General features: G+C 68.9%; 25 protein-coding genes and 1 riboswitch. Of the genes, 12 read left to right on the forward strand and 13 right to left on the reverse strand.

Translation table 11 applies throughout. The features are described 5' to 3' along the window. Positions 1-9: 9 nt before the first annotated feature. The 3 genes from HEP74_RS17990 to HEP74_RS18000 form a co-directional block, all read right to left on the reverse strand. Positions 10-234 carry an HP1242/YdcH family protein gene (locus tag HEP74_RS17990; protein WP_009575526.1) on the reverse strand — a complete coding sequence of 75 codons (225 nt, stop codon included), beginning with the start codon at positions 232-234 and terminating at the stop codon, positions 10-12. 337 nt (positions 235-571) lie between these two features. After that, positions 572-1,468: a coiled-coil domain-containing protein gene (locus HEP74_RS17995; RefSeq protein ID WP_524540750.1), complete on the reverse strand. Its 897-nt coding sequence runs from the start codon at positions 1,466-1,468 to the stop codon at positions 572-574. Beyond that, positions 1,465-1,857 (reverse strand): DUF4398 domain-containing protein, encoded by a 393-nt coding sequence (locus tag HEP74_RS18000; RefSeq protein ID WP_185814022.1) that lies wholly within the window; start codon positions 1,855-1,857, stop codon positions 1,465-1,467. Before HEP74_RS18000 ends, HEP74_RS17995 begins: the two co-directional genes overlap by 4 nt. A gap of 99 nt (positions 1,858-1,956) precedes the next feature. Here HEP74_RS18000 and HEP74_RS18005 point away from each other — a divergent pair, with 99 nt between their 5' ends. Next, entirely contained in the window at positions 1,957-3,105 is a 1,149-nt protein-coding gene (locus HEP74_RS18005) for a PilT/PilU family type 4a pilus ATPase (RefSeq protein ID WP_185814023.1), read from the forward strand. 100 nt (positions 3,106-3,205) lie between these two features. On the opposite strand, the gene maiA is transcribed toward HEP74_RS18005, so the two are convergent. Both maiA and HEP74_RS18015 read right to left on the reverse strand, forming a co-directional pair. Next, a complete protein-coding gene (gene maiA, locus HEP74_RS18010; RefSeq protein ID WP_185814024.1) occupies positions 3,206-3,865 on the reverse strand; it encodes a maleylacetoacetate isomerase in 660 nt (219 codons plus the stop codon). 89 nt (positions 3,866-3,954) lie between these two features. Then, positions 3,955-4,944, reverse strand: coding sequence for a fumarylacetoacetate hydrolase family protein (locus HEP74_RS18015; protein WP_185814025.1), 990 nt, complete (start codon positions 4,942-4,944; stop codon positions 3,955-3,957). A 376-nt stretch (positions 4,945-5,320) separates the two neighbouring features. On the opposite strand from HEP74_RS18015, the gene HEP74_RS18020 reads away from it, so the two are divergent. The 3 genes from HEP74_RS18020 to HEP74_RS18030 all read left to right on the forward strand — a co-directional run bounded on the left by HEP74_RS18020 (position 5,321) and on the right by HEP74_RS18030 (position 7,822). Beyond that, positions 5,321-6,679: a DEAD/DEAH box helicase gene (locus HEP74_RS18020; RefSeq protein ID WP_185814026.1), complete on the forward strand. Its 1,359-nt coding sequence runs from the start codon at positions 5,321-5,323 to the stop codon at positions 6,677-6,679. Positions 6,680-6,810: 131 nt separating this feature from the next. Beyond that, on the forward strand, positions 6,811-7,170 hold the full coding sequence (queD, locus tag HEP74_RS18025) for a 6-carboxytetrahydropterin synthase QueD (RefSeq protein ID WP_185814027.1): 360 nt from the start codon (positions 6,811-6,813) through the stop codon (positions 7,168-7,170). Positions 7,171-7,450: 280 nt separating this feature from the next. Then, positions 7,451-7,822, forward strand: coding sequence for a phasin family protein (locus HEP74_RS18030; protein ID WP_185814028.1), 372 nt, complete (start codon positions 7,451-7,453; stop codon positions 7,820-7,822). A 284-nt stretch (positions 7,823-8,106) separates the two neighbouring features. Here HEP74_RS18030 and bioD read toward each other — a convergent pair whose 3' ends face one another. After that, positions 8,107-8,802: a dethiobiotin synthase gene (gene bioD, locus HEP74_RS18035; RefSeq protein ID WP_185814029.1), complete on the reverse strand. Its 696-nt coding sequence runs from the start codon at positions 8,800-8,802 to the stop codon at positions 8,107-8,109. Between the two features lie 181 nt (positions 8,803-8,983). Between bioD and msrC the strand changes: the two genes are divergently transcribed. The 3 genes from msrC (at position 8,984) to btuB (ending at position 12,122) form a co-directional block, all read left to right on the forward strand. Continuing rightward, positions 8,984-9,466 carry a free L-methionine (R)-S-oxide reductase MsrC gene (gene msrC / locus HEP74_RS18040; protein ID WP_185814030.1) on the forward strand — a complete coding sequence of 161 codons (483 nt, stop codon included), beginning with the start codon at positions 8,984-8,986 and terminating at the stop codon, positions 9,464-9,466. After that, entirely contained in the window at positions 9,463-9,897 is a 435-nt protein-coding gene (locus tag HEP74_RS18045) for a TfoX/Sxy family protein (RefSeq protein ID WP_185814031.1), read from the forward strand. Before msrC ends, HEP74_RS18045 begins: the two co-directional genes overlap by 4 nt. A 26-nt stretch (positions 9,898-9,923) precedes the next feature. Then, positions 9,924-10,140, forward strand: a riboswitch (cobalamin riboswitch). A 110-nt stretch (positions 10,141-10,250) separates the two neighbouring features. Next, positions 10,251-12,122: a TonB-dependent vitamin B12 receptor gene (gene btuB, locus HEP74_RS18050; protein WP_185814032.1), complete on the forward strand. Its 1,872-nt coding sequence runs from the start codon at positions 10,251-10,253 to the stop codon at positions 12,120-12,122. 431 nt (positions 12,123-12,553) lie between these two features. Here the strand turns inward: btuB and gph are convergent, their stop codons facing one another. Then, complete coding sequence (gene gph / locus HEP74_RS18055; RefSeq protein ID WP_185814033.1) at positions 12,554-13,207, reverse strand: phosphoglycolate phosphatase; 654 nt, start codon at positions 13,205-13,207, stop codon at positions 12,554-12,556. Between the two features lie 44 nt (positions 13,208-13,251). Further along, entirely contained in the window at positions 13,252-14,154 is a 903-nt protein-coding gene (locus HEP74_RS18060) for a LysR family transcriptional regulator (RefSeq protein ID WP_185814034.1), read from the reverse strand. A 103-nt stretch (positions 14,155-14,257) separates the two neighbouring features. Here HEP74_RS18060 and HEP74_RS18065 point away from each other — a divergent pair, with 103 nt between their 5' ends. Beyond that, on the forward strand, positions 14,258-14,893 hold the full coding sequence (locus HEP74_RS18065) for an NAD(P)-dependent oxidoreductase (RefSeq protein ID WP_185814035.1): 636 nt from the start codon (positions 14,258-14,260) through the stop codon (positions 14,891-14,893). 143 nt (positions 14,894-15,036) lie between these two features. After that, complete coding sequence (locus HEP74_RS18070; protein ID WP_185814036.1) at positions 15,037-15,978, forward strand: MBL fold metallo-hydrolase; 942 nt, start codon at positions 15,037-15,039, stop codon at positions 15,976-15,978. 78 nt (positions 15,979-16,056) lie between these two features. Here HEP74_RS18070 and dinB read toward each other — a convergent pair whose 3' ends face one another. Continuing rightward, a complete protein-coding gene (dinB, locus tag HEP74_RS18075; protein ID WP_185814037.1) occupies positions 16,057-17,124 on the reverse strand; it encodes a DNA polymerase IV in 1,068 nt (355 codons plus the stop codon). Positions 17,125-17,330: 206 nt separating this feature from the next. On the opposite strand from dinB, the gene fabA reads away from it, so the two are divergent. The 3 genes from fabA (at position 17,331) to HEP74_RS18090 (ending at position 19,749) form a co-directional block, all read left to right on the forward strand. After that, positions 17,331-17,846 (forward strand): 3-hydroxyacyl-[acyl-carrier-protein] dehydratase FabA, encoded by a 516-nt coding sequence (gene fabA, locus HEP74_RS18080; RefSeq protein ID WP_185814038.1) that lies wholly within the window; start codon positions 17,331-17,333, stop codon positions 17,844-17,846. Further along, positions 17,846-19,054 carry a beta-ketoacyl-ACP synthase I gene (fabB, locus tag HEP74_RS18085; protein ID WP_185814039.1) on the forward strand — a complete coding sequence of 403 codons (1,209 nt, stop codon included), beginning with the start codon at positions 17,846-17,848 and terminating at the stop codon, positions 19,052-19,054. Before fabA ends, fabB begins: the two co-directional genes overlap by 1 nt. A 308-nt stretch (positions 19,055-19,362) precedes the next feature. Further along, entirely contained in the window at positions 19,363-19,749 is a 387-nt protein-coding gene (locus HEP74_RS18090; RefSeq protein ID WP_221893134.1) for an immunity protein PIM1 family protein, read from the forward strand. Positions 19,750-19,812: 63 nt separating this feature from the next. Here the strand turns inward: HEP74_RS18090 and HEP74_RS18095 are convergent, their stop codons facing one another. The 4 genes from HEP74_RS18095 to HEP74_RS18110 all read right to left on the reverse strand — a co-directional run bounded on the left by HEP74_RS18095 (position 19,813) and on the right by HEP74_RS18110 (position 24,506). Next, a complete protein-coding gene (locus HEP74_RS18095) occupies positions 19,813-20,652 on the reverse strand; it encodes an SH3 domain-containing protein (RefSeq protein ID WP_185814040.1) in 840 nt (279 codons plus the stop codon). A gap of 320 nt (positions 20,653-20,972) precedes the next feature. Beyond that, positions 20,973-22,997 (reverse strand): M3 family metallopeptidase, encoded by a 2,025-nt coding sequence (locus HEP74_RS18100; protein WP_185814041.1) that lies wholly within the window; start codon positions 22,995-22,997, stop codon positions 20,973-20,975. Positions 22,998-23,058: 61 nt separating this feature from the next. After that, the gene (locus HEP74_RS18105; protein WP_185814042.1) at positions 23,059-24,162 is read right to left on the reverse strand and encodes a PLP-dependent cysteine synthase family protein; all 1,104 of its coding nucleotides are present in this window, start codon (positions 24,160-24,162) and stop codon (positions 23,059-23,061) included. A 131-nt stretch (positions 24,163-24,293) separates the two neighbouring features. Then, positions 24,294-24,506 carry a heavy-metal-associated domain-containing protein gene (locus HEP74_RS18110; RefSeq protein WP_009609530.1) on the reverse strand — a complete coding sequence of 71 codons (213 nt, stop codon included), beginning with the start codon at positions 24,504-24,506 and terminating at the stop codon, positions 24,294-24,296. Between the last annotated feature and the right edge of the window lie 22 nt (positions 24,507-24,528).

The following is a 24,528-nucleotide window of genomic DNA, read 5'->3' on the forward strand; positions in this document are numbered from 1 at the left end:
AGAGAGGAATCAGTGAGGCTTTTGCTGCTCGTCGTAGAGCCGCAACAGCTTTTCCTTGGCCGCGAGCTTTTCCCGCTTCATCTGCGACAGGGTGAGATCGTCGATCGGCAGCACGCCGAGCTCGGCGTCCATACACTTCTTGTCCAGGGTCTTGTGGCGTTGGTAGAGCTGCTTGAATTCCGGATCGGACTTGATCAACGCGTCGATTTCGGTCTGCGGTTGCCCTTCGAACATAGGAATAGCCTCCTTCAGCTGGAAACAAGAACGCCCCGGCCGGAACGGCACGGGGCGTTGCCTGGGAGCGGAGTCGCGCGGGTCGCCAGCCACTCCACCGCAACGCCCGGGCCTGCTGCCCTTGGAACGTCTCGCTGCGGTGCGTGCCACTGCTTCATCGGCCCGGAGTCTCCGTGGAACCAGGCGACGATGTATCGCCTGGGAGTTCGACCCTACGCCTCCCCACCAGTTCCGGCAAGGGCAGCAGCGCGCGCTTTCCGCATTCAGTTGCTTGCCGCTCAGGCCCAGAGAAAAACCGCGTTAAACGGGCTCCAGGACCTGCAACGGCCAGCCCCGCTCAGGGCGCGATCACCACCTCGGCGGCACGCGCCTTGGTCGCCGGCGCCTTCTTGCCGACCGCCTGCAGGCGACCCGCCGCGACGCCGCCAGCGACCAGCGCGTCGCGCAACGCGTCGGCGCGCTTCTGCGCCACGCCGGCATCGGCGTCGTAGGCCTCGATCCGCACCCGGCCCTTGGCGCCGATCTGCAGATACTGCGCCAACGCCTTGGCCTGGCCGCCGGCATCGGCCGACAGCGCCGCCTTGCCTGCGGCGAAGGCGCCGCCGGTGACGGTGAACACCTCCCCGCGCGGCTCGAAACGCGACGCCGGCAGCTTGGCCCCGGCGACCAACTCGGCCTCCTCGCGGGCCAGCTTGGCCGACTTCTGCTGCGCGGCGCTGAGCTTGGCGGTCTGCTGCCCGGCGACGTTGGTCAGCGCCTGCTCGGCATCCTGCCGCGCCAGTTGCTCGGCCTCGGCGGCCTGGCGCAGGCTCTCGGCCTCTTCGGCCTGGATCTGCGCCTGCACCCGCAGCCGCTCGGCTTCCTGGCGCGCGCGCGCGGCCTCGCGCCGGCTGGCCTCGACCAGCAAGTCGCTGCGGGTCTTCTCCAACTGGTCGACCTGGCGCCGCGCCAGTGCCGCGCGTGCGGCGGTCTCGGCGATCTCGACGCGGCGCTCGGCGAGATAGCGTGCGTCGTCCTGCTCCTTGCGCTTGGCCGCGGCGAACGCGGCGACCGCCTGCTGCGCCTGCAGCCGCTCGTAGGCGGCCACGTCGGCACTCAGCGGATCGGCCTGCAGCGCGACCAGGCGCTGGTTCAGCACCGCCAGTTCCGGATCGTCGGCCGCGAACGCGGCCAGCGGTGCGACCAGCAACAACAGCGCGGCCAGGCGGCCGGCCATCCCCAGGTAGCGGCTCATGGACGGCCCTCCCCGGTGTTCAAGCTGCGCTCCAGCTCGGCCACTTCGGCCTTGCGCTGCTTGAGCTGCGCGTTCGCCACCGCCTCCTCGCTGCGCACCCGCGCCAGGTCGGCGTCGGCCGCCACGCGCAGCGCCAGCTGCGGTGCGGTCTTGCGTTGGCGGCGGTCCAGCGCCGCCTGTTGCGCCTGCTCCAGGCCCTGGCGGGCGGTGGCGATCAGGTCCGGGGCGTATTGGTCGGCGTCGGCCTGGATCGCGCGCTGCACCGCCTGCTGCGCGGTCTGCAGTTCCGGCGAGGCGACCTGTGCAAAGGCGGCGGGCGTGGCAAACAGCGCCAATGCGCACGCCATCACGTACTGCGGGCAACGGATTTGTGCGAAGCTAGTTTTCATCAAGGGGGGCCGTAGGCGGAGACGTCGAGCACGGCCATTGTCGGAAGCCTGTGGCGCGCTTGCAACGGGCTGCCGCGGATTGTTGGGGAATCATTGCGCATGGATATCGGCTACTTCCTGAAGCTGATGACCGAAAAGAACGCCTCGGACATGTTCCTGACCACGGGAGCACCGGTCTATATCAAGATCGAAGGCAAGCTGTACCCGCTCGGCGCCACCGGCCTGCCGCCGGGCATGGTCAAGAAGATCGCCTATTCGCTGATGGACGAGGGCCAGGTACCGCAGTTCGAGCGCGAGCTGGAGCTGAACATGGCCATCGCGCTGCAGGACGCCGGCCGCTTCCGGGTCAACGTGTTCAAGCAGCGCGGCGAGGTCGGCATGGTGATCCGCGCGATCCGCAGCAAGATCCCCAGCATCGAGGAACTGCACCTGCCGCAGGTGCTGAAGGACGTGATCATGACCCCGCGCGGGCTGGTCCTGGTGGTCGGCTCCACCGGCTCGGGCAAGTCCACCTCGCTGGCGTCGATGATCGACCACCGCAACAGCACCACCACCGGGCACATCCTCACCATCGAGGACCCGATCGAATACCTGCACAAGCACAAGATGTCGATCGTCAACCAGCGCGAGGTCGGCCTGGACACCCATGCCTTCCACAACGCGCTGAAGAACGCGATGCGCGAGGCGCCGGACGTGATCCTGATCGGCGAGATCCTGGACGCGACGACGATGGAGGCGGCGATCGCCTTCGCCGAGACCGGCCACCTGTGCCTGGCCACGCTGCACTCCAACAATGCCGACCAGACCATCGAGCGCATTCTCAACTTCTTCCCGGAAAGCGCGCACAAAAACGTGCTGATGAACCTGGCGCTGAACCTGCGCGCGGTGGTCTCGCAGCGCCTGGTCAAGGACAAGAACGAGCGCCGCCGCCCGGCCACCGAGGTGCTGCTGAACACGCCGATGATCCGCGACCTGCTGCGCCGCGGCCAGGTCCACGAGATCAAGGCGGCCATGGAGGAATCGCTGGAGGAAGGCATGGAGACCTTCGACCAGTGCCTGTTCCGGATGGTCAAGCAGGGCCAGATCGAACAGGAGGAAGCGCTGCGCGCGGCCGACTCGCGCGACGGCCTGGCGCTGAAGTTCCGCCTGTCCGAAGGCTCCAGCGGCGAACACGACCCTTACGCCGACTATGACGCCGGCGGCAGCGGCGGCGCCAGCTCGCCGCGGATCACCCACGGCTTCGGCTGAGACAGCTGCGCATCCTGTGGGCGGCTTCGGCCGCGACACATATCGCCCGGCAAGACCCTGTCGCGGCTGAAGCCGCTCCTACAGGGTCGAGGCGCCAGGCTCAGCCTTGGGCGTCCGGCTGCCGCTCCGGGCGCGCCGCCTCGAATGCCGGTAGCGCCAGGCAGGCCTGCTCGATCCGCGCGATGGTCGGATACGCCTGCATGTCCACGCCGAAGCGGCGCGCGTTGAACGCCTGCGGGACCAGGCAGCAATCAGCCAGTCCCGGCTGTTCGCCATGGCAGTAAGTGCCGGTATCCGGCGATTCGGCCAGCAACTGCTCCAGCGCATCGAAGCCCAGCACGATCCAGTGCAGCATCCACTCTTCGCGCTCGGACTGCGGCACGTTCCAGACGTTCTCGAAGAATTGGGTCACGCGCAGGTTGTTAAGCGGATGCACGTCGCTGGCGATCAGTTGCGCCAGCCCGCGCACCCGCGCGCGGTCGATCGCCGCATCGGGCAGCAGCGGCGGCTCCGGCCAGCGTTCGTCCAGGTATTCCAGGATCGCCAGCGACTGGCGGATCGGTTGGCCGTCGTGGCACAGCGTCGGCACCAGTTCCTGCGGATTGAGCCGCGCGTACTCCGGCGAATGCTGCTGGCCGCCGTCGCGCAGCAGGTGCACCGGCAGCGCCTGGTAGGCCAGCCCCTTCAGATTGAGACCGATGCGAACGCGATAGGCGGCGCTGGAACGCCAGTAGGTGTACAGCTGCAACGCCTCTTCCACGCTCTGCACTCCGCATTCGGACGATCAAGATACCGGTGGACACCGGCGCAGCGGTACCGCCGGTCGTCTGGGCAACGCCGCCGGCCGGGTCAGGGCCGGGACACGGGCTCGATGCGCTGCTCGATCGCGCCGAAGATGCTCACTCCATCACGGTCAAGCATCTCGATCCGCACCACATCGCCGAACTTCATGAACGGCGTGCTCGGCTGGCCGTCGCGCAGCGTCTCCACCACGCGCAGCTCGGCGAAGCACGAGGCGCCGCGCGAGGTGTCCTGGTTGGCGATGGTGCCCGAACCGATCACCGCGCCGGCCGCCAGCGGCCGCGTCTTGGCCGCGTGCGCGACCAGCTGGGCGAAGTCGAATTGCATGTCCTCGCCGGCTTCCGGCGCGCCGAACCAGGCGCCGTTGATGTGGGTCAGCAGCGGCAGGTGCAGCTTGTTGTCGCGCCAGGCCTCGCCCAGCTCGTCGGGGGTGACGAACACCGGCGACAGCGCCGAGCGCGGCTTGGACTGCACGAAGCCGAAGCCCTTGGCCAGCTCGGCCGGAATCAGGTTGCGCAGCGACACGTCGTTGACCAGCCCGACCAGCTGGATATGCGCAGCCGCCTGCTGCGCATCGACCGCCATCGGCACGTCGTCGGTGACCACTACGATCTCCGCCTCCAGGTCGATGCCGTAATCCTCGCTGACCACCTTGACCGCCTCGCGCGGGCCATAGAAGCCGGCGCTGACCGCCTGGTACATCAGCGGATCGGTGTAGAAGCTCTCCGGCACCTCGGCGCCACGCGCGCGGCGTACCCGCTCCACGTGCGGCAGGTAGGCGCTGCCGTCGAGGAATTCGTAGGCGCGCGGCAACGGCGCCGCCAGCGCGGCGATGTCCAGGTCGAACTGGCCGTCGGCGCTGCCGTCGTTGAGCGACTCGGACAGCGCATTCAGGCGCGGCGCCAGATTGCTCCAGTCCTCCAGCGCGCGCTGCAGGGTCGCGGCGATGCCGGTGGCGCGCACGGCGCGGGTCAGATCGCGGGAAACGACGATCAGGGTGCCGTCGCGGCCGCCTTCCTTCAGGGAACCTAGCTTCATGTCCGTCCAGTGCTGGGGAGCTGATCGGGCGATTGTACGGCCAGACCGGATATTGGTTGCAACTGAAACGGAATCGCCGACTGTCGGCTGCTTCACTGCGACTTTTGTGCAACGCGCCAATTCAGCGTAGACTGGCCAGGTCTGCATGCGGCCGTCCGTTTCCCTTAGGGATCGCCGGCGAGGCCAGGATCGTTCCGATCCGCTCGCCCGCCCCGCCCGACGCCTTTCGTGGTGCCGACAAACCCGAGCGCTGTTCTGCTCCGGGTTGATCCACCCTCTCGCAGCGCGGTTCACGGGAACGCTCCGAGCCTCACCCTACTTGCGTCTGCATTCCGGGCACGTCCCGGCGACGGCGCGTTATCCGGAGCTTTCCTCGATGTCTTTCGAATCCTTGGGCCTGGCGCCCTTCCTGCTGCGTGCGTTGGCCGAGCAGGGCTATGAAACCCCCACCCCGATCCAGTTGCAGGCGATTCCGCTGGCGCTGGCCGGCCACGACCTGATGGCCGGCGCGCAGACCGGTACCGGCAAGACCGCCGCGTTCGGCCTGCCGCTGCTGCAGCACCTGGGCACCTCGCCGCAGCCGGTCGGCAATGGCGCACGCAGGCCGCGCGCGCTGATCCTGACCCCGACCCGCGAGCTGGCCACCCAGGTGCACGACAGCCTGCGCGGCTACAGCAAGTACCTGCGCATCCCCAGCACCACCATCTACGGCGGCGTCGGCATGGGCAACCAGCTCGACGCGCTGCGTCGCGGCGTGGACCTGCTGATCGCCTGCCCGGGCCGCCTGCTCGATCACCTCGAGCGCCGCAGCGTGGACCTGTCGGGCATCGAGATCCTGGTGCTGGACGAAGCCGACCGCATGCTCGACATGGGCTTCCTGCCCTCGATCAAGCGCATCCTGGCCAAGCTGCCCAAGCAGAACCGGCAGACCCTGCTGTTCTCGGCGACCTTCGAGGAAGGCATCAAGCAGCTGGCCCGCGAGTTCATGCACAACCCGCAGGAAATCCAGGCCACGCCGAGCAACACCGTCGCCGACACCATCACCCACCGCGTGCACCCGGTCGATGGCACCCGCAAGCGCGAGCTGCTGCTGCACCTGCTGGCCGCCGATTCGCGCATGCAGACGCTGGTGTTCGCGCGCACCAAGCACGGCGCCGACAAGCTGACCATGTTCCTGGACAAGTCCGGGCTGAAGACCGCCGCGATCCACGGCAACAAGAGCCAGGGCCAGCGCCTGCGCGCGCTGAGCGACTTCAAGGCCGGCCGCATCACCGTGCTGGTGGCGACCGACATCGCCGCGCGCGGCATCGACATCGACCAGCTGCCGAAGGTCATCAACTACGACCTGCCGATGGTCGCCGAGGACTACGTGCACCGGATCGGCCGCACCGGCCGCAACGGCTCGCAGGGCGAGGCTGTGTCGCTGGTGGCGCAGGACGAGGCCAAGCTGCTGCGTGCGATCTCGCGCATGCTCAAGCGCGAGATGGACATCCGCGACGTGCCGGGCTTCGAGCCGTCCACGCCGATCCGCTGGGGCAACAACAATCCGGCCGACGAGCGTCCGGGCGGCCAGCGTCCGCCGCGCAAGAGCACCCACGCACGGCGTCCGCACGGCGACGCGCCGCGCCCGCACGCGCATGCCGGGGCCAAGCCGGCCGGCGGCACTCAGCCGGGCGGCGCACGCCGCCAGGGCGAGCGTCGTCGCAGCGGCGGCCAGCCCAGCGCCGCGCGCTAAGCGCAGCCGACCGCAGCACCACGAACGCCGCCTTCGGGCGGCGTTCGTGTTTTCGCGACGCACCGTTATCGCGAAACCGCAGCAGTGCCGGCGATCCGCCGGCCAATTCCCACGCCACCTACAATGACGCCATGGATATCTTCAAGAGTTTTACCCTGGAGGCAGCGCACCGCCTGCCCAACGTCCCGCCCGGCCACAAGTGCGCACGGCTGCACGGGCATTCGTTCCGGATCGAGCTGCACGTCAGCGGCGAACCCGGCGCCGACACCGGCTGGGTCATGGACTTCGGCGACATCAAGGCCGCGTTCCGCCCGCTCTACGACCGCCTCGACCACCACTACCTCAACGACATCGAGGGACTGGAGAACCCGACCAGCGAACGCCTGGCGATGTGGATCTGGGAACAGCTCAAGCCGGCATTGCCGCTACTGAGCGAGGTGGTGGTCCACGAAACATGCACTTCTGGCTGCCGGTATCGCGGGCCTGCTTGAGGCAGGGATTCGGGATTGGGGATTCGCAAGGGCGGCATGGCGGCGACTGACCGGTGCGGATGGATGGATGGCCCCGTTCCGGGGTGCCCGCCTCAGCGCAACCGGCGTCCGCGCGGTGCCTGCGCAGGCCAGATCAGCGCCAGGCAGATCGCCTCCAACTCATTGATCCGAAAGAAAGTTTGAACGAAACCTGAGCGGCTTCAGAAAATAATGTTGCATTGCAGCAGAATGCGCGTATGTTGCACTGCAACAGCAATCGGCATTCCCTTGGAGTCGCATGATGTCCGCTCAGTTCAACGATCAATTCAGCAGCTACACCCAGCAGTTCGCCGCCGCCGCTTCGCGCGCCAACCGCCTGGCATTGGAAAGCGCTGAGAGCGTGTTCGGCGTGCAGCTGAAGACCTTCGAGAAGAACGTCGCCGCGACCACCGGCTTCCTCGGCGAGCTCACCGAAGCGCGCGACATCGGCAGCGTGCAGTCGCTGTGGCCGAAGGGCCTGCAGATCGCCCGCGACAACTTCGAGCGGCTGGCCACGGCCAACCAGGAAATGTTCGGCCTCGGCCTGAAGACCTCCGAAGCCATCGGCCAGCTCGCCAAGAGCCAGTTCGAGGCGGCCAGCGATCAGGCCGCGCCGAAGGCTAAGACCAAATAAGTCCACTGCGGCGCAGCCGCACGACTGACCAGTGGTACGCGCGGGTCCCTCCCCCCGCGCAGCCAAGACCCGGTAGATCCCTCCCTCTACCGGGTCTTTTTTATGGCCGGGATTTGGGATTCGAGATTTGGGATTCGCAAGTGCGGGCATTCCTGCGCTGCTTGCCAGGGTCTAGGGCCGAAGTTTTTCCAGTCCGGCATCCGGGCTGAAAGCCCCTCCTGCACATCAGGCCTTTGCTCGCGGAAGTGCTTCCTGCGCTGCGTGCGCTCCGGCCAGGTGCCGGCTCAGCCCTGCGCCATCTGCACGCCCTGCCATGGACTCAGCGACGCCGCCAGCGCCGCCGGGTCCGGCTGCGGCCGATACGGCAGCCGCCCCCAGCACGGTATCGGCAGCCGCTCCTGCAGCATGCGCATGTTGGCGTCGATGCGCTCCATCGCCGGATCGATCTCGTTGCCGATCCAGCCGATGCAGCGCAGGCCGTCGGCGGCGATCGCTGCGGCGGTGAGCCGGGCATGGTTGAGGCAGCCCAGGCGCAGGCCGACCACCAGGACTACCGGCAGCGCCAGCGCGCGCGCCAGATCGGCCTGCTCCAGGCTCGCCGACAGCGGCGCCGCCCAGCCGCCGACGCCTTCCACCACCACCACGTCGGCTTGCGCACGCAACCGCGCGAAAGCCTCGGCGATCGGCGCCAATTCCACGCACACCCCGGCGTCGGCCGCGGCCAGTTCCGGTGCCAGCGGCAGCGGCAAGGCGTAGGGATTGAGGTCGGCATAGTCCGGGCGCGGCATGCTCGCCGCCTGCAGCGCCAGTGCATCCTCGTTGCGCCAGCCGTCCGCGCTGCGCTCGCAGCCGCTGGCGACCGGCTTCATGCCCACCGCCGTCTGCCCGCGCGCGCGCAACGCGTGCAGCAGCGCGGTGCTGGCGACGGTCTTGCCGATGCCGGTATCGGTGCCGGTGACGTAGAAGGCGGGAAAGCGCATCGTGGCAGGATCCTCGAAGTCGGCGCATGCGGCGCGGGCGCGCAGGATAGCCGGCGCGCCGCGTCAGCGCTGCCCGTCTGTACCGATGCGCTCGGGAGTGGCGCCTCGGGATGTCGCCCTGCCTCGCGCCTCGACCGGCGCTGGCGCGCAGGCCGCCATCGGCCGCTGCTAAACTCGCGCGATGTTCGCTTCCTCTTCGCTCACCGGCAGCAAGCCGGAACAGTACGCCCAACTGCTCGCGCAGGCCCGTTCCCTGGTCAGCGGCGAGCCCGACCGCATCGCCAATGCCGCCAACCTGGCGGCGCTGGTGTACCACGCGCTGCCGCGGCTGAACTGGGTCGGCTTCTACCTGTACGACGGCAAGGAACTGGTGGTCGGCCCGTTCCAGGGCCTGCCCGCCTGCGTGCGCATCCCGCTGCACAAGGGCGTGTGCGGCGCCGCCGCCAGCAGCGGCCAGACCCAGCGCATCGACGACGTCGAGGCCTTTCCCGGGCATATCGCCTGCGATGCGGCCTCGCGCTCGGAGCTGGTGGTGCCGCTGCTGCGCGCCGGCGAGCTGATCGGCGTGTTCGACCTGGACAGCCCGGACCTGGCGCGCTTCGACGCCGACGATCAGCACGGCCTGGAAGCGATCGCGCAGGTCTTCGTCGACGCGCTGCGATGAGCACCGAAAAACTGCGCAACATCGGCCCCAAGAGCGCGGCCTGGCTGCGCCAGGTCGGCCTGCGCACGCAGGAGGACCTGACTGCGGCCGGCGCGGTCGGCGCGTTCCTGAAGGTCAAGCGCGCCGGCTTCAAGCCCAGCCTCAACCTGCTGTATTCGCTGGAAGGGGCGCTGACCGGCTGCCATTGGCAGGAACTGCCCGAGGCGCGGCGCGCGCAGCTGCTCGGCGAGCTGGAAGCCGCGGCGGCGCAGCTGCCGGCGCAGCGCGGCCTGCCGGTGGCCGGACCGGTGGCGACCACCCATTTCGACCGCGACGGCGACCATAGCGATACGCCGTATGCCGACGACGCGTCCGGCGGCCATGCCTACGACGCCGAGCGCGACCACGGACGCGACGACGACGGCCACGCCGGCGAGCGCGACGCCGACTGATCCGCGCGTCACGCCGGCGATCGCGTACAATCGCGCCGCTTCAAGGTGACCTGCCGGCCCCGGCCTGCAGGTTGAAACGGGAAGCCGGTGCGTCTTGCGACAAGGCCGGCGCTGCCCCCGCAACGGTAAGCGATCCGCGCTGACGACTTGCGCCACTGTGCCTTGGGCATGGGAAGGCGTCGCAGCCGGGAGTCCGACTCCCAGATCGCCAGCCCGGAGACCGGCCTTGCAGTTCACTGGTTGCGATGCGGAGGGCGTCGCGGCGTGCCGCGCCGCGTCTGGCGCCGTCCGCTTGCACCCTCGGTTCGCGACTCCTTTGCCGTCACAGCGCGCCCGCGCGCCGGAGTTGCCCCATGTCGTTCCGCCTGCTTTCGGTCGCGATCGCGTCCGTCCTGTCCCTGCCCTCGCTGGCGCTCGCCGCCGATGCCGCCACCGACCTGGACCAGGTCCTGGTCACCGCCACCCGCACCCAGATCTCGGTCGAGGACAGCGTGGTCCCGGCACAGGTGATCGACCGCGCCGAGATCGAGCGCAGCCAGGCCACGTCGCTGGCGCAGCTGCTGCAGGGCCGCGCCGGCATCGGCGTGTCCAACCAGGGCGGGCTGGGCAAGCTGACCACGCTGAGCCTGCGCGGCAGCGAATCGGACCACGTGCTGGTGCTGGTGGACGGCGTGCGCATCGGCTCGGCCAGCGCCGGCCTGGCCGCGTTCCAGGACCTGCCGCTGAGCCAGATCGATCGCATCGAGATCGTGCGCGGCCCGCGCTCGAGCCTGTACGGCTCCGATGCGATCGGCGGCGTGATCCAGATCTTCACCCGCCACGGCGGCCAGGGCCTGCAGCAGAACCTGAGCCTGGGCGCCGGCAGTCACGGCCTGCGCGAGGCCAGCGCCGGCTTCAGCAACCGCGGCGAGCGCGGCTGGCTGTCGGTGCAGGGCGGCTACCAGAACAGCGACGGCATCAATGCCTGCAACGGCTCGGCCACGCTGTTCGCCGGCTGCTTCGTCGATGAGCCGGACCGCGACGGCTACCGCAACACCTCACTCAGCGCGCGCGGCGGCTATGCGCTGAGCGACACGCTGCGCATCGAAGGCCAGGCGCTGAACATCGACAGCCGCAACGAGTACGACGGCGATGCGCTGTTCGCCGGCAACGAGGCCGACAACACCCAGCAGGTGTTCGGCGGCAAGCTCGACTGGACCCCGTCCGAGCGCGTGCACCTGGCCGCGCAGCTCGGCCGCAACACCGATCAGGCCGACAGCTACTACCACGCCGCCGGCAGCGACACGCGCAGCTTCGTCAGCACCTTCGACAGCCGCCGCGACACCGCCTCGCTGCAGGGCGATTTCGGCCTGGCCGAAGGCCACTTGCTCAGCGCCGGCGCCGACTGGCAGCGCGAGGAAGTCACCGGCACCACCGCCTTCGATGTGGACCAGCGCGACAACACCGGCGTGTTCGCCGAGTACCAGGGCCGCTTCGGCGCGCAGCAGGTGCAGGCCAGCGTGCGCAGCGACGACAACGAGCAGTTCGGCCAGCACACCACCGGCAGCCTCGGCTGGGGCCTGGCGCTGGACGGCGGCTTCAAGCTCACCGCCAGCCTCGGCACCGGCTTCAAGGCGCCGACCTTCAACGACCTGTACTACCCGTTCTCCGGCAATCCGGAACTGAAGCCGGAGAAGTCCAAGAGCGGCAACCTGGGCGTGGCGCAGTACGCCGACAGCTGGAACTGGACGTTCAACGTGTACGAGACCCGGGTCGACGACCTGATCTCCTACGATGCCGCCACCTTCCTGCCGGTCAACGTGGACAAGGCGCGGATCCGCGGCGCTGAGCTGACCGGCTATGCGACGCTGGCCGGCTGGGAACTGTCGGCGCAGCTCAGCCACACCGATCCGCGCAACCGCAGCGACGGCGCCAACCGCGACAACTGGCTGGCGCGGCGCGCGCAGGACACCGCGCGACTGGACGTGGACCGCGGCTTCGGCCCGGTCAAGCTCGGCGTCACCGCGTTCGGCAGCGGCCACCGCTACGACGACGCGGCCAACAGCGTGCGCCTGGCCGGCTACGGCACGCTGGACCTGCGCGTGGAATACGCGTTCGCGGCGGACTGGACGCTGCAGGCCAAGGCCAGCAACGTGTTCGATCGCGACTACCAGACCATCAGCTGGTACAACCAGCCGGGCCGCGAATACGCGCTGACCCTGCGCTACGCGCCGGCGGCGCGCTGAGTCGGGAAGGGCTGCGCCATTCGGCGCAGCCCGCTGCACGAACACGGTCCGTATTCCTGCGGTCTCGCCAACGCCGCTAAGCGCTTGGCGGTCGTGAACGCAACTTCCTCGATGCGCACGTGACAGTTACCGCGATGGTGTGGGAGCGACTTCCGTCGATCCCACAATTTTTTGTGCCTGCAGTTGCGTGAAAAACACTTCTGAAGAACGCTGCGGCCATACCAGATCGGCCACGCCGACGACCGCACCCCCAATGTCGGCAATTCGCATGCCGTGCATCGGCGGACGAGTGCAGAGGCTGCACGCCCCTGTAGGAGCGGCTTCAGCCGCGACAGAACGTATCGGTAAAGCCCGGTCGCGGCTGAAGCCGCTCCTACAGGGGTTGATCGACCGTCATGTCGATTGCAGCGGCACGCGTGCGATAGCCCGCATCACCCCAACGCCAGCAACTCGCGCATGTCGTCCATCAGCAGCACCACGTCGGCGGTGGCTAGGTCCAGGTCGCGCGGATAGCCGTAGCGCACCAGCGCGGCCGGCATGCCGGCGGCGTGCGCGGCCTGCAGGTCGGTGCCGGAATCGCCGACCATCAGGCAGCGCGCCGGCGGCTGCGCGAACTGCTGCGCCAGGTGCAGCAGCGGCAGCGGGTTGGGCTTGCGCTCGGGGAGGCTGTCGCCGCCAAGCGCCGCGGCGAACGCATCGGCCACGCCGAGATGGCGCAGCAGCGGCAGCACGAACGTCGACGGCTTGTTGGTACACAACGCCAGGGTGACGCCGCGCGTGCGCAACTGCGCCAGCGCCTCGGCCACGCCCGGATACAGGCGCGGGCTGCGCAGCAGGCATTCCTCGTAGTGGCGCATGAAGGTCGGCATCACCGTGTCGATCGGGGTGGCGTCGTGCGCATGCCGCCACGCGGCTTCGACCAGCTTGCGCACGCCTTCGCCGATCCAGCCGAGCACGGTGGCCTCGGGCACGCGCGCCAGGCCGAACTCGGCCAACGTGCGATTGAGCGCTTCGGCGATGTCGGCGCCGCTGTCCACCAGCGTGCCGTCCAGATCGAACACCACCAGCGCATACGGAAATGTCATGTCGTTCCTGGATGCAAGAGCAGCGCCCATTGTAGGCGCCGCGCTCAGTCGCGATCCCAGTACGGCACTTCGCCGAAACGCGCGACCAGGAAATCCAGGAACGCGCGCACGATCGTCGGCTGCTGCCGGCGCGATGCGTACACGCCGAAGATGTCCATCGTGTCCAGTTCGTGGTCGGGCAGCACGCGCTGCAATTCGCCGCTGCGCAGCAACGCCGCGGCCTGGTAGGTCGGCAGCATGGCGATGCCGGCGCCGGCGCGCACCGCCTCCAGCAGCACGGTGGCTTCGTTGGCGGTGAAGTTGCCGCTCACCGCCACCGACACCGGTTCGCCGCGATAGCGCAGCGGCCATTCGTGCTTGCCGACGTAGTGATGGCCCAGGCAGTTGTGCGCGGCCAGGTCGGCGGCACTGTGCGGCGCGCCATGCCGCTGCAGATAGGCCGGCGCCGCGCACAGCACCGAGCGGCACACGCTCAGGCGCCGCGCGATCAGCCCGGGGTCGACGCGATGGGAAATGCGCACCGCCAGGTCGATGCGCTCCTCGATCAGGTTGACCGTGCGGTCGGCCAGCAGCATGTCCACCCGCGCCTGCGGGTAGCGGGTCACGAACTCGGCCGCCGCCGCGGCCAGATGCGCCTGCCCGAACGAGGCCGAGGCGGTGACGCGCAGCTGTCCGTGCGGCTCCGGGTCGTCGCTGGCCAGTTCGTCGCGCAGCGAGGCGCCGATCGCCAACATCGGCCGGAACCGCGCCAGCGCGGTTTCGCCGGCGCCGGTCAGGGTCACCCGCCGCGTGGTCCGGTGCAGCAGGCGCGCACCCAGCCAGCGCTCCAGTTCGGCCAGATGCCGCGAGACCATCGCCCGCGACAGGTCCAGCGCCTCGGCGGCCGCGGTGAGGCTGCCGCGCTCGGCGACCTCGACGAACACCGCAATCGCGGTCAGACGGTCCATTTGATCGTTCCATGCAACAAATTGGCGACTTATACGCTGTTTATCGTGCTAATTGCCAGGACTAGGCTGTGCGCATCCCGTCCACACTCCCCGGAGAACCTCAATGCACATCGCCCTGTTCGGCGCCACCGGCAATATCGGCCGCCATATCGCCCAGGAAGCCCTGCGCCGCGGCCACGCGGTCACCGCCCTGGTCCGTCGCACACAACCGCTGCCGCCGGAACTGGACGGCGCCAGCATCGTGCTCGCGTCGCTGGACGACCGCGCCGCCCTCGCCGCCGCGGTGCGCGGCCACGACGTGCTGGCCAGCGCCTACGGCCCCAGCGCCGCGGCCGCCGACACCATTCCGGCCGTCGCTCAGGCGCTGATCGAGGTCGCCCGCGACGCCGGCGTGCAGCGCCTGCTGGTGGTCGGCGGCGCCGGCAGCCTGGAAGTGGCGCCGGGCGTGCAGCTGGTGGACACGCCGAACTTCCCCGACGCCTACAAGCCCTACGCGCTGGCGCACCGTGCCGCCCTGCAGCACTTCCATGCCGCCGCCGACCTGGACTGGACCTTCTACGCGCCGGCCGCGGAAATCGGCCCGGGCGCCAAGCGCGGCGGCGTGCGCACCCAGGCCACCGCGCTGCTCAGCGATGCGCAGGGCCGCAGCGCGATCAGCTATGCCGACTACGCCAGCGCCTTCGTTGACGAGATCGAGCGCCCGCAGTACTTGCGCCAGATCGCCACTGCCGCGTACTGAGCGCAACGCCGGGCAGGCGGTTGCGGGCCTGCCGATGGCAGCGCGCGCAGTCGCCCTCCCCCACCGCGGCCGCAGCACGGTCGCGTTCCGATTCCCGCACGCCATGCCGATGCATGGCCTCGCCTTCTCCGATGGAGTTCCGCATGCCTAGCCTTTCGTTGCCGCGCCTGAGCGCCGCGCTGATCCTTGCCCTCGGTCTCGCCGGCGCGGCGCATGCCGCCACCGGCACCGCCGCCCACGCCGCGGCTGCCACCGCCACCGCGGCACAGCCGGCCGCCGCGCCGCTGCAGGTGCAGGTCTACCACCCGGACGCGAACGCGATCTTCGGCGTCGCCTCGGTGCTGGTCAGCGGCGCCAAGGACGCGATCCTGGTCGACGCGCAGTTCTCCGCGGCCGATGCGCGCGCCCTGGTCGCGCAGATCCGCGCCTGCGGCAAGCGCCTGACCACGATCTACATCAGCCACGGCGATCCGGACTACTACTTCGGCCTGGACGTGCTGACCCAGGCGTTCCCGCAGGCCAAGGTACTGGCCAGCCCGGCGACCGTCGCGCACATCCGCCAGACCCAGGCGCAGAAGCTGCAGGTGTGGGCGCCGAAGCTGGGCGCCGACGCGCCGCAGCGCATCGTGCTGCCGCAGCCGCTGCACGGCGACCGCCTGCTGCTGGAAGGCCGCGAACTGCAGATCGTCGGCCTGGACGGCGCGAGCCCGGACCGGACCTTCGTGTGGATTCCGTCGATCAAGACCGTGCTCGGCGGGATCCCGGTGATGGCCGGCGAACACGTGTGGATGGCAGATACGCAGACCCCGGCGTCGCACGCGCAGTGGCTGGCCACGCTGCAACGGATCCAGGCGCTGCAGCCGCAGCGGGTGATTCCCGGACACTTCGTGCCGGGCGCGGCGCAGGACCTGGCCGCGGTGCGCTTCACCGCCGACTACATCCGCGCCTTCGACGAGGAAACCGCCAAGGCCAAGGATGCGGCCGCGCTGGTCGCGGCGATGCAGCAGCGCTATCCGCAGCTGGGCGGCGCGGACTCGCTACAGCTCAGCGCGAAGGTCGCCAAGGGCGAAATGCGCTGGCCCTGAGCCGGCGCAATGCGTTGGCCATGAGCGAACTGCCGGCGCGCGCGGCGGTGCATACGACCGCCGGCGCCGGCGCGCGGCTCAACGGAACAGCCGCCCCTGCGCCTGCCCCGGCTCGCGCTCGTGGAAACCGGCCAGGCCCACGCCGACCAGGCGGTAGCGCGTGGACGCGGGCAAGTCGACGCGCTGGCGCAAGGCCAACGCGATGTCGGTCAGCGCCTGCAGCGAGTCCGGCGGTTGCTCCGGGGTGAAGCTGCGGGTCAGGATGCGGAACTGCGCGGTCTTCAGCTTCAGCACCACGGTGCGCGCGACGCGCTCGGTGCGGCGGGTCGCGTTCCAGGTCTTTTCCGCCAGTTGCCGGATCGCCGGCTCCAGCGCGTCCAGCGCCAGGTCTTCGGCGAAGGTGTCTTCCGAAGAGATCGACTGCACCTGTTGGTCCGATTCCACCGGGCGCTCGTCGATGCCGCGCGCACGCTGATACAGGCGCAGCCCGAAGCTGCCGAAGTGCGCTTCCAGCTCCGCTTCGGCGTGCGTGCGCAGGTCGCCGACGGTGACGATGCCCAACGCCGCCAGCTTGGCCTGCATCACCTTGCCCACGCCGTGCACCTTGCTGACCGGCAGCGGGGTCAGGAACGCTTCCACCTGGTGTGGGCGGATCACGAACTGGCCATCGGGCTTGCGCCAGTCCGAGGCGATCTTGGCCAGGAACTTGTTCGGCGCGATGCCGGCCGAGGCGGTCAACTCGGTTTCCTCGCGGATCTGCGCGCGGATGGTCTGCGCGATCTCGGTGGCGGTGGCGGTGGCCAGTTCGCCCTTCGGCGCGGTGACGTCGAGATAGGCCTCGTCCAGCGACAGCGGCTCGATCATGTCGGTGTGGCGCTGGAAGATCTCGCGCACCTGCCGCGACACCGCCTTGTAACGCGCGAAGTCCGGCGGCACGAAGATCGCGTCCGGGCACAAGCGCTCGGCGCGCAACGCCGGCATCGCCGAGCGGATGCCGAACACGCGCGCCTCGTACGACGCGGCGCACACCACCGAACGCATGCCGCGCCAGGCCACCACCACCGGCTTGCCGCGCAATGCGGGATCGTCACGCTGCTCCACGGACGCGTAGAACGCATCCATGTCGACGTGAATGATCTTGCGCATCGGCCCTGCACCCTACGCCAGCGAACGGTAGCCGCATGATAAGCCAGGCCTGCGCATGCGCTGCGAACGCACGCCTTGATTTCGCTCAGCGCGCCGCATTGCAGCACTGCCTACGCTACGCGTGCGTACGGATAAAACGTTTGATTGAAAGCGCGGGCGTCGTGCACGCTTGCGCGCCTCGACTGTCTGCCCTGGAAAATTCGCTCATGAGCCGCCTCACTTCGTATTCACGCGAACACCTTCTCGCCAGCGCGCGCGGCGAACTGTTCGGCGCCGAGGCCGCACGCCTGCCCAACGATCCGATGCTGATGTTCGACCGCATCACCCATATCGACGACAACGGCGGCACGTACGGCAAGGGCGTGGTCCGCGCCGAACTCGACGTGCGTCCGGACCTGTGGTTCTTCGGCTGCCACTTCATCGACGATCCGGTGATGCCCGGCTGCCTGGGCCTGGATGCGCTGTGGCAACTGACCGGGTTCTTCCTGACCTGGATCGGCGCGCCCGGCCGCGGCCGCGCGCTGGGCGTGGGCGAAGTGAAGTTCAGCGGACAGGTGCTGCCGACCGCCAAGCAGGTGGTCTACGAGCTGGACATCAGCCGGGTCATCAACCGCAAGCTGGTGATGGCGGTGGCCGACGGACGCATGTCTGTGGACGGCCGAGAGATCTACACCGCCAAGGATCTGCGCGTGGGCCTGTTCACCTCGACGGAGGCGTTCTGATGCGCCGCGTCGCGATCACCGGCATGGGCATCACCTCCTGCCTGGGCAACGACCTGGACACGGTGTCGCGCGCGCTGCGCGAGAGCCGCGCCGGCATCCGCGCCAACCCCGAGGCGGCCGAACACGGCCTGCGCAGCCAGGTCGCCGGCGACGTGCAGCTGGACCTGGAGGCCTTGATCGATCGCAAGCTCAAGCGCTTCATGGGCGATGCGTCCGCGTACGCGTACCTGGCGTTGCGCGATGCGATCGCCGATGCGGGCCTGGACGAGGCCGCGGTCAGCGACGTGCGCACCGGCCTGATCGCCGGTTCCGGTGGCGGTTCCAGCCACTGGCAGGTGGAAGCGGCGGACCTGCTGCGCAACCGCGGCGTGCGCAAGGTCGGCCCTTACATGGTGCCGCGCACGATGTGTTCGGCGGTCTCGGCCAGCCTGGCCACCGCGTTCAAGATCAAGGGCGTGAGCTATTCGCTGTCGGCGGCCTGCGCGACCTCGGCGCATTGCATCGGCGCGGCCGCGGACCTGATCCGCCACGGCCAGCAGGATGTGATGTTCGCCGGCGGCGGCGAGGAGCTGGACTGGACCATGAGCCTGATGTTCGACGCGATGGGCGCACTGTCCAGCGGCTTCAACGACCGCCCGGCGGTGGCCTCGCGTCCGTACGACGCCGAGCGCGACGGCTTCGTCATCGCCGGCGGCGGCGGCATGCTGGTGCTGGAGGATTACGAACGCGCGGTGGCGCGCGGCGCGCGTATCCATGCCGAGCTGCTCGGCTATGGCGTGACCTCCGACGGCGCCGATATGGTCGCCCCGTCCGGCGAAGGCGCGGTGCGCTGCATGCAGATGGCGATGCAGGGCGTGGACGCGCCGATCGACTACCTCAACACGCACGGCACCTCGACGCCGCTGGGCGACGTCACCGAGCTGGGCGCGGTGCGCGAAGTGTTCGGCGATGCGGTGCCGCCGCTGTCCTCGACCAAGGCGCTGTCCGGGCATTCGCTGGGCGCGGCCAGCGTGCACGAGGCGATCTACTGCCTGCTGATGATGCGCGACGGCTTCATCGCCGGCTCGGCCAACATCGATGCGCTGGACCCGCGCGCCGAGGGCTTCCCGATCGTGCGCGAGAGCCGCGAGGCGAACCTGCGCACGGTGATGTCGAACAGCTTCGGCTTCGGCGGCACCAACGCCGCGCTGGTGTTCGGCAAGCGCTGAGCGAGCCGATGGATTGAGCGACGGCAGCGTTGTCGCCAGCCGTCACCTGTTGTAACCGGGTGACGGCTGATTCGGACGGAAACCGCGGTGACCGCTGTGCAGAGCCGGTGGTGGGTGTGCATTTCTCATCAGGAAGTGCGTGCCCTTTCTATTTTTCAGATCAAGGTAGCCAACCGCGTCTCCGCCGCTGGTGCCTGCAAAGCCCAGAACTTCATGGCCGATGCGTTGTCCGCCTGTCAGAAACCCATGACGTTTTCGCATAGATTCAAGCTCAGCTCCCGATTTTTGAAACCCAGAAAGCAGTACACATGAAGGTCGATGAAATGAATCCACCCATTTTCGAAATGAGTACACTGCTCTCCAAGGCCGGTTTCTTTGATTTCTTAAGGAGCCTGGACAGCGAAGCTGCCCTGGACTCAAGGGATGAGGATCGATTCGACAGCGCCTGGATGGGCGACTTCCATGCCATCGAAGCGCAAAAAAGCAAGATTTCAGAAGAAGATCGCAGCCTTATCGACGACCTGCGCGAAGTGGCATTCAAGAACTCTTTCCGCGCCTTGGGCGACCCCGAAATTTCGGCAAGAATCGCCGACGACATCGAACTGATCGCCAAGAGCCTTTTGCTGCGAAAGGATGATGCATGGAGTGTGCAAGTCCTTTGGCAATCCTATAGAAATCGAAAATTTCCGGTCTGATTCGCGTTCACCCGGCAAGCCTATACGCACAACGGCCTGGGACGTCCTTGCCGCTCGCCGACATCAGCGTTCGAGTTGTTTGCCATCGCGGCGCTTACGCTCATCTTCCTGCTTCTGCCGCTCCTGCTTGGACGGCGGCGGTGGAGGTGGCTGTTGTGGCGGTGGCGAAGATGGCTTCGGCGGTGGCGGCGTGTGCTGCGCCGCCTGCACCACCGTCTCCGGCTTCGGCGGCCACCATGGCGAGGCGGACGACGAGGGTTGCGACGGCTCGGGCGTCTGGTGCAGGGACTCGCGCCAGCGGCGATCCTCTTCGTCGCGCCGCTGCTGCTCGGCCAGTTCCTTGTTGCGCTTGGGGTTGAGCGCATCCGGCGGCGGCACCTGGTACATGCGCTCGCCCGGCGGCACCCATTGCGACTGCATCGGCGCCTCCACGGCGGGCGGCGCCGGCTGGTAGCCGCGCGTATCGGCGATGCGTTGCGGGATCAGCTGGCGCTTGAGCGCCTCGGGCATCGGCGCCGGCGCAGATGGCGAGGCCTGCGCTTGCTGCCGCCAGCGTGCGCGGTCGCGGGCCCAGGGCCGGCCACGGTAATGCGCGTCCCAATAGGGATCGATGGCGAACCCGATGGCCGGGGCGAAGACACCGTCGCGCGCGTCGAACTCGACCACGCCGGCCGGCAACCATCCGCGCGCCTCGCGCCAGCGCACGTCGCACCACGAAAAGTCGTTGACGCACCCGTAGACGGTGATGCTGTCGCCGCCCACCACCGTGGCGACACGCGGATAGTCGTTGGCCGGGCCTGCGCGCAGATTGGCGCCGCTGCGGGCGAACCCGCCGTTGCTCTGCGCCAGCACCGGCGCGACGGCGGCCAGCAACAGCGGTGCGATCCAGATGCAGCGTTTCATGCCCAACCTCCTGTGCCTGGCCGGCCCCGTGGCCGGGGTTTCTTCCATGGGCTCGTGCGAGCCATCGTGTTCGGCAATGTTCTAGCACGCCGATGCGCTAAGGACCTGTTAACCCGCTCGGGCCGCGGTGCAACTAAGCGCATGCCGGCCGGAAGACAAGGAAGAAACCGTTGCCATAAGCCACCACGCGCACATGTGGCACGTGCGCACCCAGACGGATTGGCGGATTGCTGCGGCTGCGCGCGACAAGCGGATGCCTGCGCCAGCGCATTCGGCACGTCGCCCCCGCGCCGCATGGATCGCGGCGCGGTAGCGTGCGATCAGCCAGCCATGCCGCTGTGCCGCAGCAAGGCATCCAATTCCGGCGCACGACCGCGGAACGCGGTGAAGTTCTCCAACGCCGGACGGCTGCCGCCGCGCGCCAGGATCTCCTGCAGAAAGCGCGCGCCGGTGGCGGCCAGTTGGTCCGGCGCCTCTTCGAATGCGGCGTACGCATCGGCGCTGAGCACTTCGGCCCACTTGTAGCTGTAGTAGCCGGCGCCGTAGCCGCCGGCGAAGATGTGGCTGAACTGATGCGGGAAGCGGTTCCATGCCGGCGGCCGATTCACCGCGACCTCGTCGCGCACGCGTTCGAGCAGTTGCAGCATGCTGTCGCCGGCGGCGTCGAAGCTGTGATGCAGCTGCATGTCGAACAGCGCGAATTCCAGCTGGCGCACGGTGAACATGCCGCTCTGGTAGTTCTTCGCCGCGAGCATCTTGTCGAACAGCGCGCGCGGCAGCGGCTGCCCGCTGTCCACGTGCGCGGTCATCGCCTGCAGCCGCGGCCACTCCCAGCAGAAGTTCTCCATGAACTGGCTGGGCAGCTCCACCGCGTCCCATTCCACGCCATTGATGCCGGCCACGCCGAGTTCGCCGACCTGGGTCAGCAACTGGTGCAGGCCGTGGCCCATCTCATGGAACAGCGTGGTGACTTCGTTGTGGGTGAAGGTGGCCGGCTTGCCGTCGCCGCCGCGGCCAAAGTTGCACACCAGGTAGACCAGCGGCGTCTGTACGCCATCGGCGTGGTCGCGGCGGTTGCGGCAGTCGTCCATCCAGGCGCCGCCGCGCTTGCCCTCGCGCGCGTACAGGTCGAGGTAGAACTGTCCGATCAGGCGGCCGCGCGCATCGCTGACGCGAAAGAAGCGCACGTCCGGATGCCAGACCGGTGCGCTGTCGGCCTGCACCTGCAGGCCGTACAAGTCGCCGATGACGCCAAACAGGCCATCCAGCACCTTCGGCTCGGTGAAATACTGCTTCACTTCCTGCTCGGAGAAGCTGTAGCGCGCCTGCTTGAGCTTTTCGCTGGCGTAGGCGACATCCCAGGCCTGCAGTTCGTCCAGGCCCAGATGCTCGCGGGCGTAGGCTTCCAGTTCGGCGCGGTCGCGCTGTGCGTAGGGCTTGGCGCGCGCGGCCAGGTCGCGCAGGAAACCCAGCACCTCGTCGGGGTTCTGCGCCATCTTGGTCGCCAGCGAATATTCGGCGTAGCTGGCGAAACCGAGCAGCCCGGCCAGTTCGCCGCGCAGCGCCAGGATGCGTTCGATCGCCGCGCTGTTGTCCAGCGCCGGGTCGCCGAACTCCGAGGCGCGGATCGCGTTGGCGCGGTACAGGGTCTCGCGCAGCGCGCGGTCGTCGGCGTACATCTGCACCGGCAGGTAGCACGGCATCTGCAGGGTCAGTTTCCAGCCGGCCTGGCCGTCCTTGTCCGCCGCCGCGCGCGCCGCGGCGATCACGTCGCCGGGCAAGCCGGCGAGCCGGGCCTGGTCGTCGACGAGCAGCGACCAGCCATCGGTGGCATCTAGCACGTTCTGCGAGAACTTCGCCGACAGCGCCGACAGTTCTTCCTGGATCGCGGCGAAACGCTGCTTGTCGGCATCGCCCAGTTCGGCGCCGTCCAGGCGGAAATCGCGCAGCGCGTTATCCAGCACCTTGCGCCGCGCCGCGTCGTAGCCGGCGGCCTCGGGCGTGGCGGCCAGCGCGCGGTACTGCGCGAACAGCGCCAGGTTCTGCCCCAGCGCGCTGGAGAAGCGCGTCACCTTGGGCAGTTTGGCGTTGTAGGCCTCGCGCAGCGCCGGCGTGTTGATCACGCCCTGCAGGTGGCTGACCTGGCCCCAGGCGCGCCACAGGCGTTCGGTGGCATCGTCCAGCGGCGCCACGAAGCTGTCCCAGCTCACCGGCGCGACCTGCTCGGCGTGCGCGACCGCGGCCTCGGCGGCGGCCAGCAGCGCGTCGATCGCCGGGCCGATGTGTTCGGGCTGGATCGCATCGAAGCGCGGCAGGCCGGAAAAATCGAGCAGGGGATTGGTCATCGCAGGAATCTCGCTAACGGGGAAAGGGCCGGCGCTGCCGGCCTCGAGGAGGATATGGCGGTCAGGTCAGCGCGGCACAAGCCAGCGGCGGCAACCCGGCACCGGCCACCGCCGCGGCCAGCTGCGCGTCGGCCTGCTCCACGTCGATGCCGTGCTCGCGGTACCAGTCCGGCCGGTAGTAGCTGTGCCCGTAGCGCTCGCCGCTGTCGCACAGGATGGTGACGATGGAACCGCGGCGGCCGTGCTCGCGCATCCGCGTCGCCGCCTGCAGCACGCCGACGAAGTTGGTGCCGGTGGAGCCGCCCACACGCCGGCCCAGGCGCGCGCTCACGTAGCGCATCGCCGCCAGGCTCAGCGCATCGGGCACCTTGACCATCGCATCGACGCAGCTGGGGATGAAGCTCGATTCCACCCGCGGCCGGCCGATGCCCTCGATGCGCGAACCGCCGGTGCTGGCCAGGCCGGCGTAGTCGCGCCCGGCCAGTGCCTCGCAATAGCCGTCGAAGAACACCGACACTTCCGGATCCGCGCACAGGATGCGGGTGTCGTGGCGGCGGTAGCGCACGTAACGCCCCAGCGTGGCGGCGGTGCCGCCGGTGCCGGGGCTGCACACGATCCATTCCGGCACAGGATGCGGCTCTTCCTGCATCTGTCGGAAGATCGACTCGGCGATGTTGTTGTTGGCGCGCCAGTCGGTGGCGCGTTCGGCGTACAGGAACTGGTCCATGAAGTGGCCGCCGCTCTCGCGCGCCAGCTGCACCGAATCGGCGTGCAGGTCGCAGGCGCGCTCGACCAGGTGGCAGCGCCCGCCCTGGAACTCGATCGCGGCGATCTTCTCCGGCGAGGTCGTGGCCGGCATCACCGCGATGAACGGCAGCCCCAGCAGGCGCGCGAAATAGGCTTCGGACACCGCGGTGGAGCCGCTCGACGCCTCGATCACCGGGCGCCCCTCGCGCAGCCAGCCGTTGGCCAGCGCGTACAGGAACAGCGAGCGCGCCAGGCGGTGCTTGAGGCTGCCGGTGGGATGGCTGGACTCGTCCTTGAAATACAGGTCGATGCCGGGGAAACCGGGCAGGTCCAGCGGAATCAGGTGGGTGTCGGCCGAGCGGTTGAAATCGGCTTCGATCTTCTGGATGGCGTTGGCCACCCAATCGCGATAGGTCATGGCGGTGCGCAGGACGGAAAAATCGCGTCCACGATACACGCCCGCCCCGCGCACCGGGGCTGCGCCGGGCGGCGAGGCGTGGCGACGTTCACTTGGCGGCGGTGGCTTTGCCCCAGACGGCGCGGCGCCGCTCAGCGGGCCGCGACGCCGAAGCCGGCATCGACGATGGCGCGCTCGATCGCCGCGGCGTCGGTGCGGGCCTCGTCGTAATCGACGCCGACGCGCCCGCCGTCCAGCACCACCTCGGCCGCGGCGACTCCGGCGCTGGCGTCCAGCACCCGTTTCAGCCGCGCCGAGCAGCCGCCGCAGGTCATGCCCTGAACGGTCAATTCGAGATGGCGCATTGCAGTGTCCTCGTTTGGAAAG

Origin of the sequence: Xanthomonas sp. SS (genome assembly GCF_014236835.1) — a bacterium.
Taxonomy (GTDB): domain Bacteria; phylum Pseudomonadota; class Gammaproteobacteria; order Xanthomonadales; family Xanthomonadaceae; genus Xanthomonas_A.

Bases quoted from the DNA above. Each gene is read 5' to 3' on its own strand.
- HEP74_RS18090 (WP_221893134.1), top strand. From the start codon at position 19,363: ATGAAGGTCGATGAAATGAATCCACCCATTTTCGAAATGAGTACACTG.
- HEP74_RS18000 (WP_185814022.1), bottom strand. From the start codon at position 1,857: ATGAAAACTAGCTTCGCACAAATCCGTTGCCCGCAGTACGTGATGGCG.
- HEP74_RS18030 (WP_185814028.1), top strand. From the start codon at position 7,451: ATGTCCGCTCAGTTCAACGATCAATTCAGCAGCTACACCCAGCAGTTC.
- HEP74_RS18005 (WP_185814023.1), top strand. From the start codon at position 1,957: ATGGATATCGGCTACTTCCTGAAGCTGATGACCGAAAAGAACGCCTCG.
- HEP74_RS18095 (WP_185814040.1), bottom strand. From the start codon at position 20,652: ATGAAACGCTGCATCTGGATCGCACCGCTGTTGCTGGCCGCCGTCGCG.
- HEP74_RS18110 (WP_009609530.1), bottom strand. From the start codon at position 24,506: ATGCGCCATCTCGAATTGACCGTTCAGGGCATGACCTGCGGCGGCTGC.
- msrC (WP_185814030.1), top strand. From the start codon at position 8,984: ATGTTCGCTTCCTCTTCGCTCACCGGCAGCAAGCCGGAACAGTACGCC.
- HEP74_RS18065 (WP_185814035.1), top strand. From the start codon at position 14,258: ATGCACATCGCCCTGTTCGGCGCCACCGGCAATATCGGCCGCCATATC.
- HEP74_RS18070 (WP_185814036.1), top strand. From the start codon at position 15,037: ATGCCTAGCCTTTCGTTGCCGCGCCTGAGCGCCGCGCTGATCCTTGCC.
- queD (WP_185814027.1), top strand. From the start codon at position 6,811: ATGGATATCTTCAAGAGTTTTACCCTGGAGGCAGCGCACCGCCTGCCC.
- gph (WP_185814033.1), bottom strand. From the start codon at position 13,207: ATGACATTTCCGTATGCGCTGGTGGTGTTCGATCTGGACGGCACGCTG.
- HEP74_RS18100 (WP_185814041.1), bottom strand. From the start codon at position 22,997: ATGACCAATCCCCTGCTCGATTTTTCCGGCCTGCCGCGCTTCGATGCG.
- HEP74_RS18045 (WP_185814031.1), top strand. From the start codon at position 9,463: ATGAGCACCGAAAAACTGCGCAACATCGGCCCCAAGAGCGCGGCCTGG.
- dinB (WP_185814037.1), bottom strand. From the start codon at position 17,124: ATGCGCAAGATCATTCACGTCGACATGGATGCGTTCTACGCGTCCGTG.
- HEP74_RS17995 (WP_524540750.1), bottom strand. From the start codon at position 1,468: ATGAGCCGCTACCTGGGGATGGCCGGCCGCCTGGCCGCGCTGTTGTTG.
- HEP74_RS17990 (WP_009575526.1), bottom strand. From the start codon at position 234: ATGTTCGAAGGGCAACCGCAGACCGAAATCGACGCGTTGATCAAGTCC.
- HEP74_RS18015 (WP_185814025.1), bottom strand. From the start codon at position 4,944: ATGAAGCTAGGTTCCCTGAAGGAAGGCGGCCGCGACGGCACCCTGATC.
- fabB (WP_185814039.1), top strand. From the start codon at position 17,846: ATGCGCCGCGTCGCGATCACCGGCATGGGCATCACCTCCTGCCTGGGC.
- bioD (WP_185814029.1), bottom strand. From the start codon at position 8,802: ATGCGCTTTCCCGCCTTCTACGTCACCGGCACCGATACCGGCATCGGC.
- HEP74_RS18060 (WP_185814034.1), bottom strand. From the start codon at position 14,154: ATGGACCGTCTGACCGCGATTGCGGTGTTCGTCGAGGTCGCCGAGCGC.
- fabA (WP_185814038.1), top strand. From the start codon at position 17,331: ATGAGCCGCCTCACTTCGTATTCACGCGAACACCTTCTCGCCAGCGCG.
- btuB (WP_185814032.1), top strand. From the start codon at position 10,251: ATGTCGTTCCGCCTGCTTTCGGTCGCGATCGCGTCCGTCCTGTCCCTG.
- HEP74_RS18020 (WP_185814026.1), top strand. From the start codon at position 5,321: ATGTCTTTCGAATCCTTGGGCCTGGCGCCCTTCCTGCTGCGTGCGTTG.
- HEP74_RS18105 (WP_185814042.1), bottom strand. From the start codon at position 24,162: ATGACCTATCGCGATTGGGTGGCCAACGCCATCCAGAAGATCGAAGCC.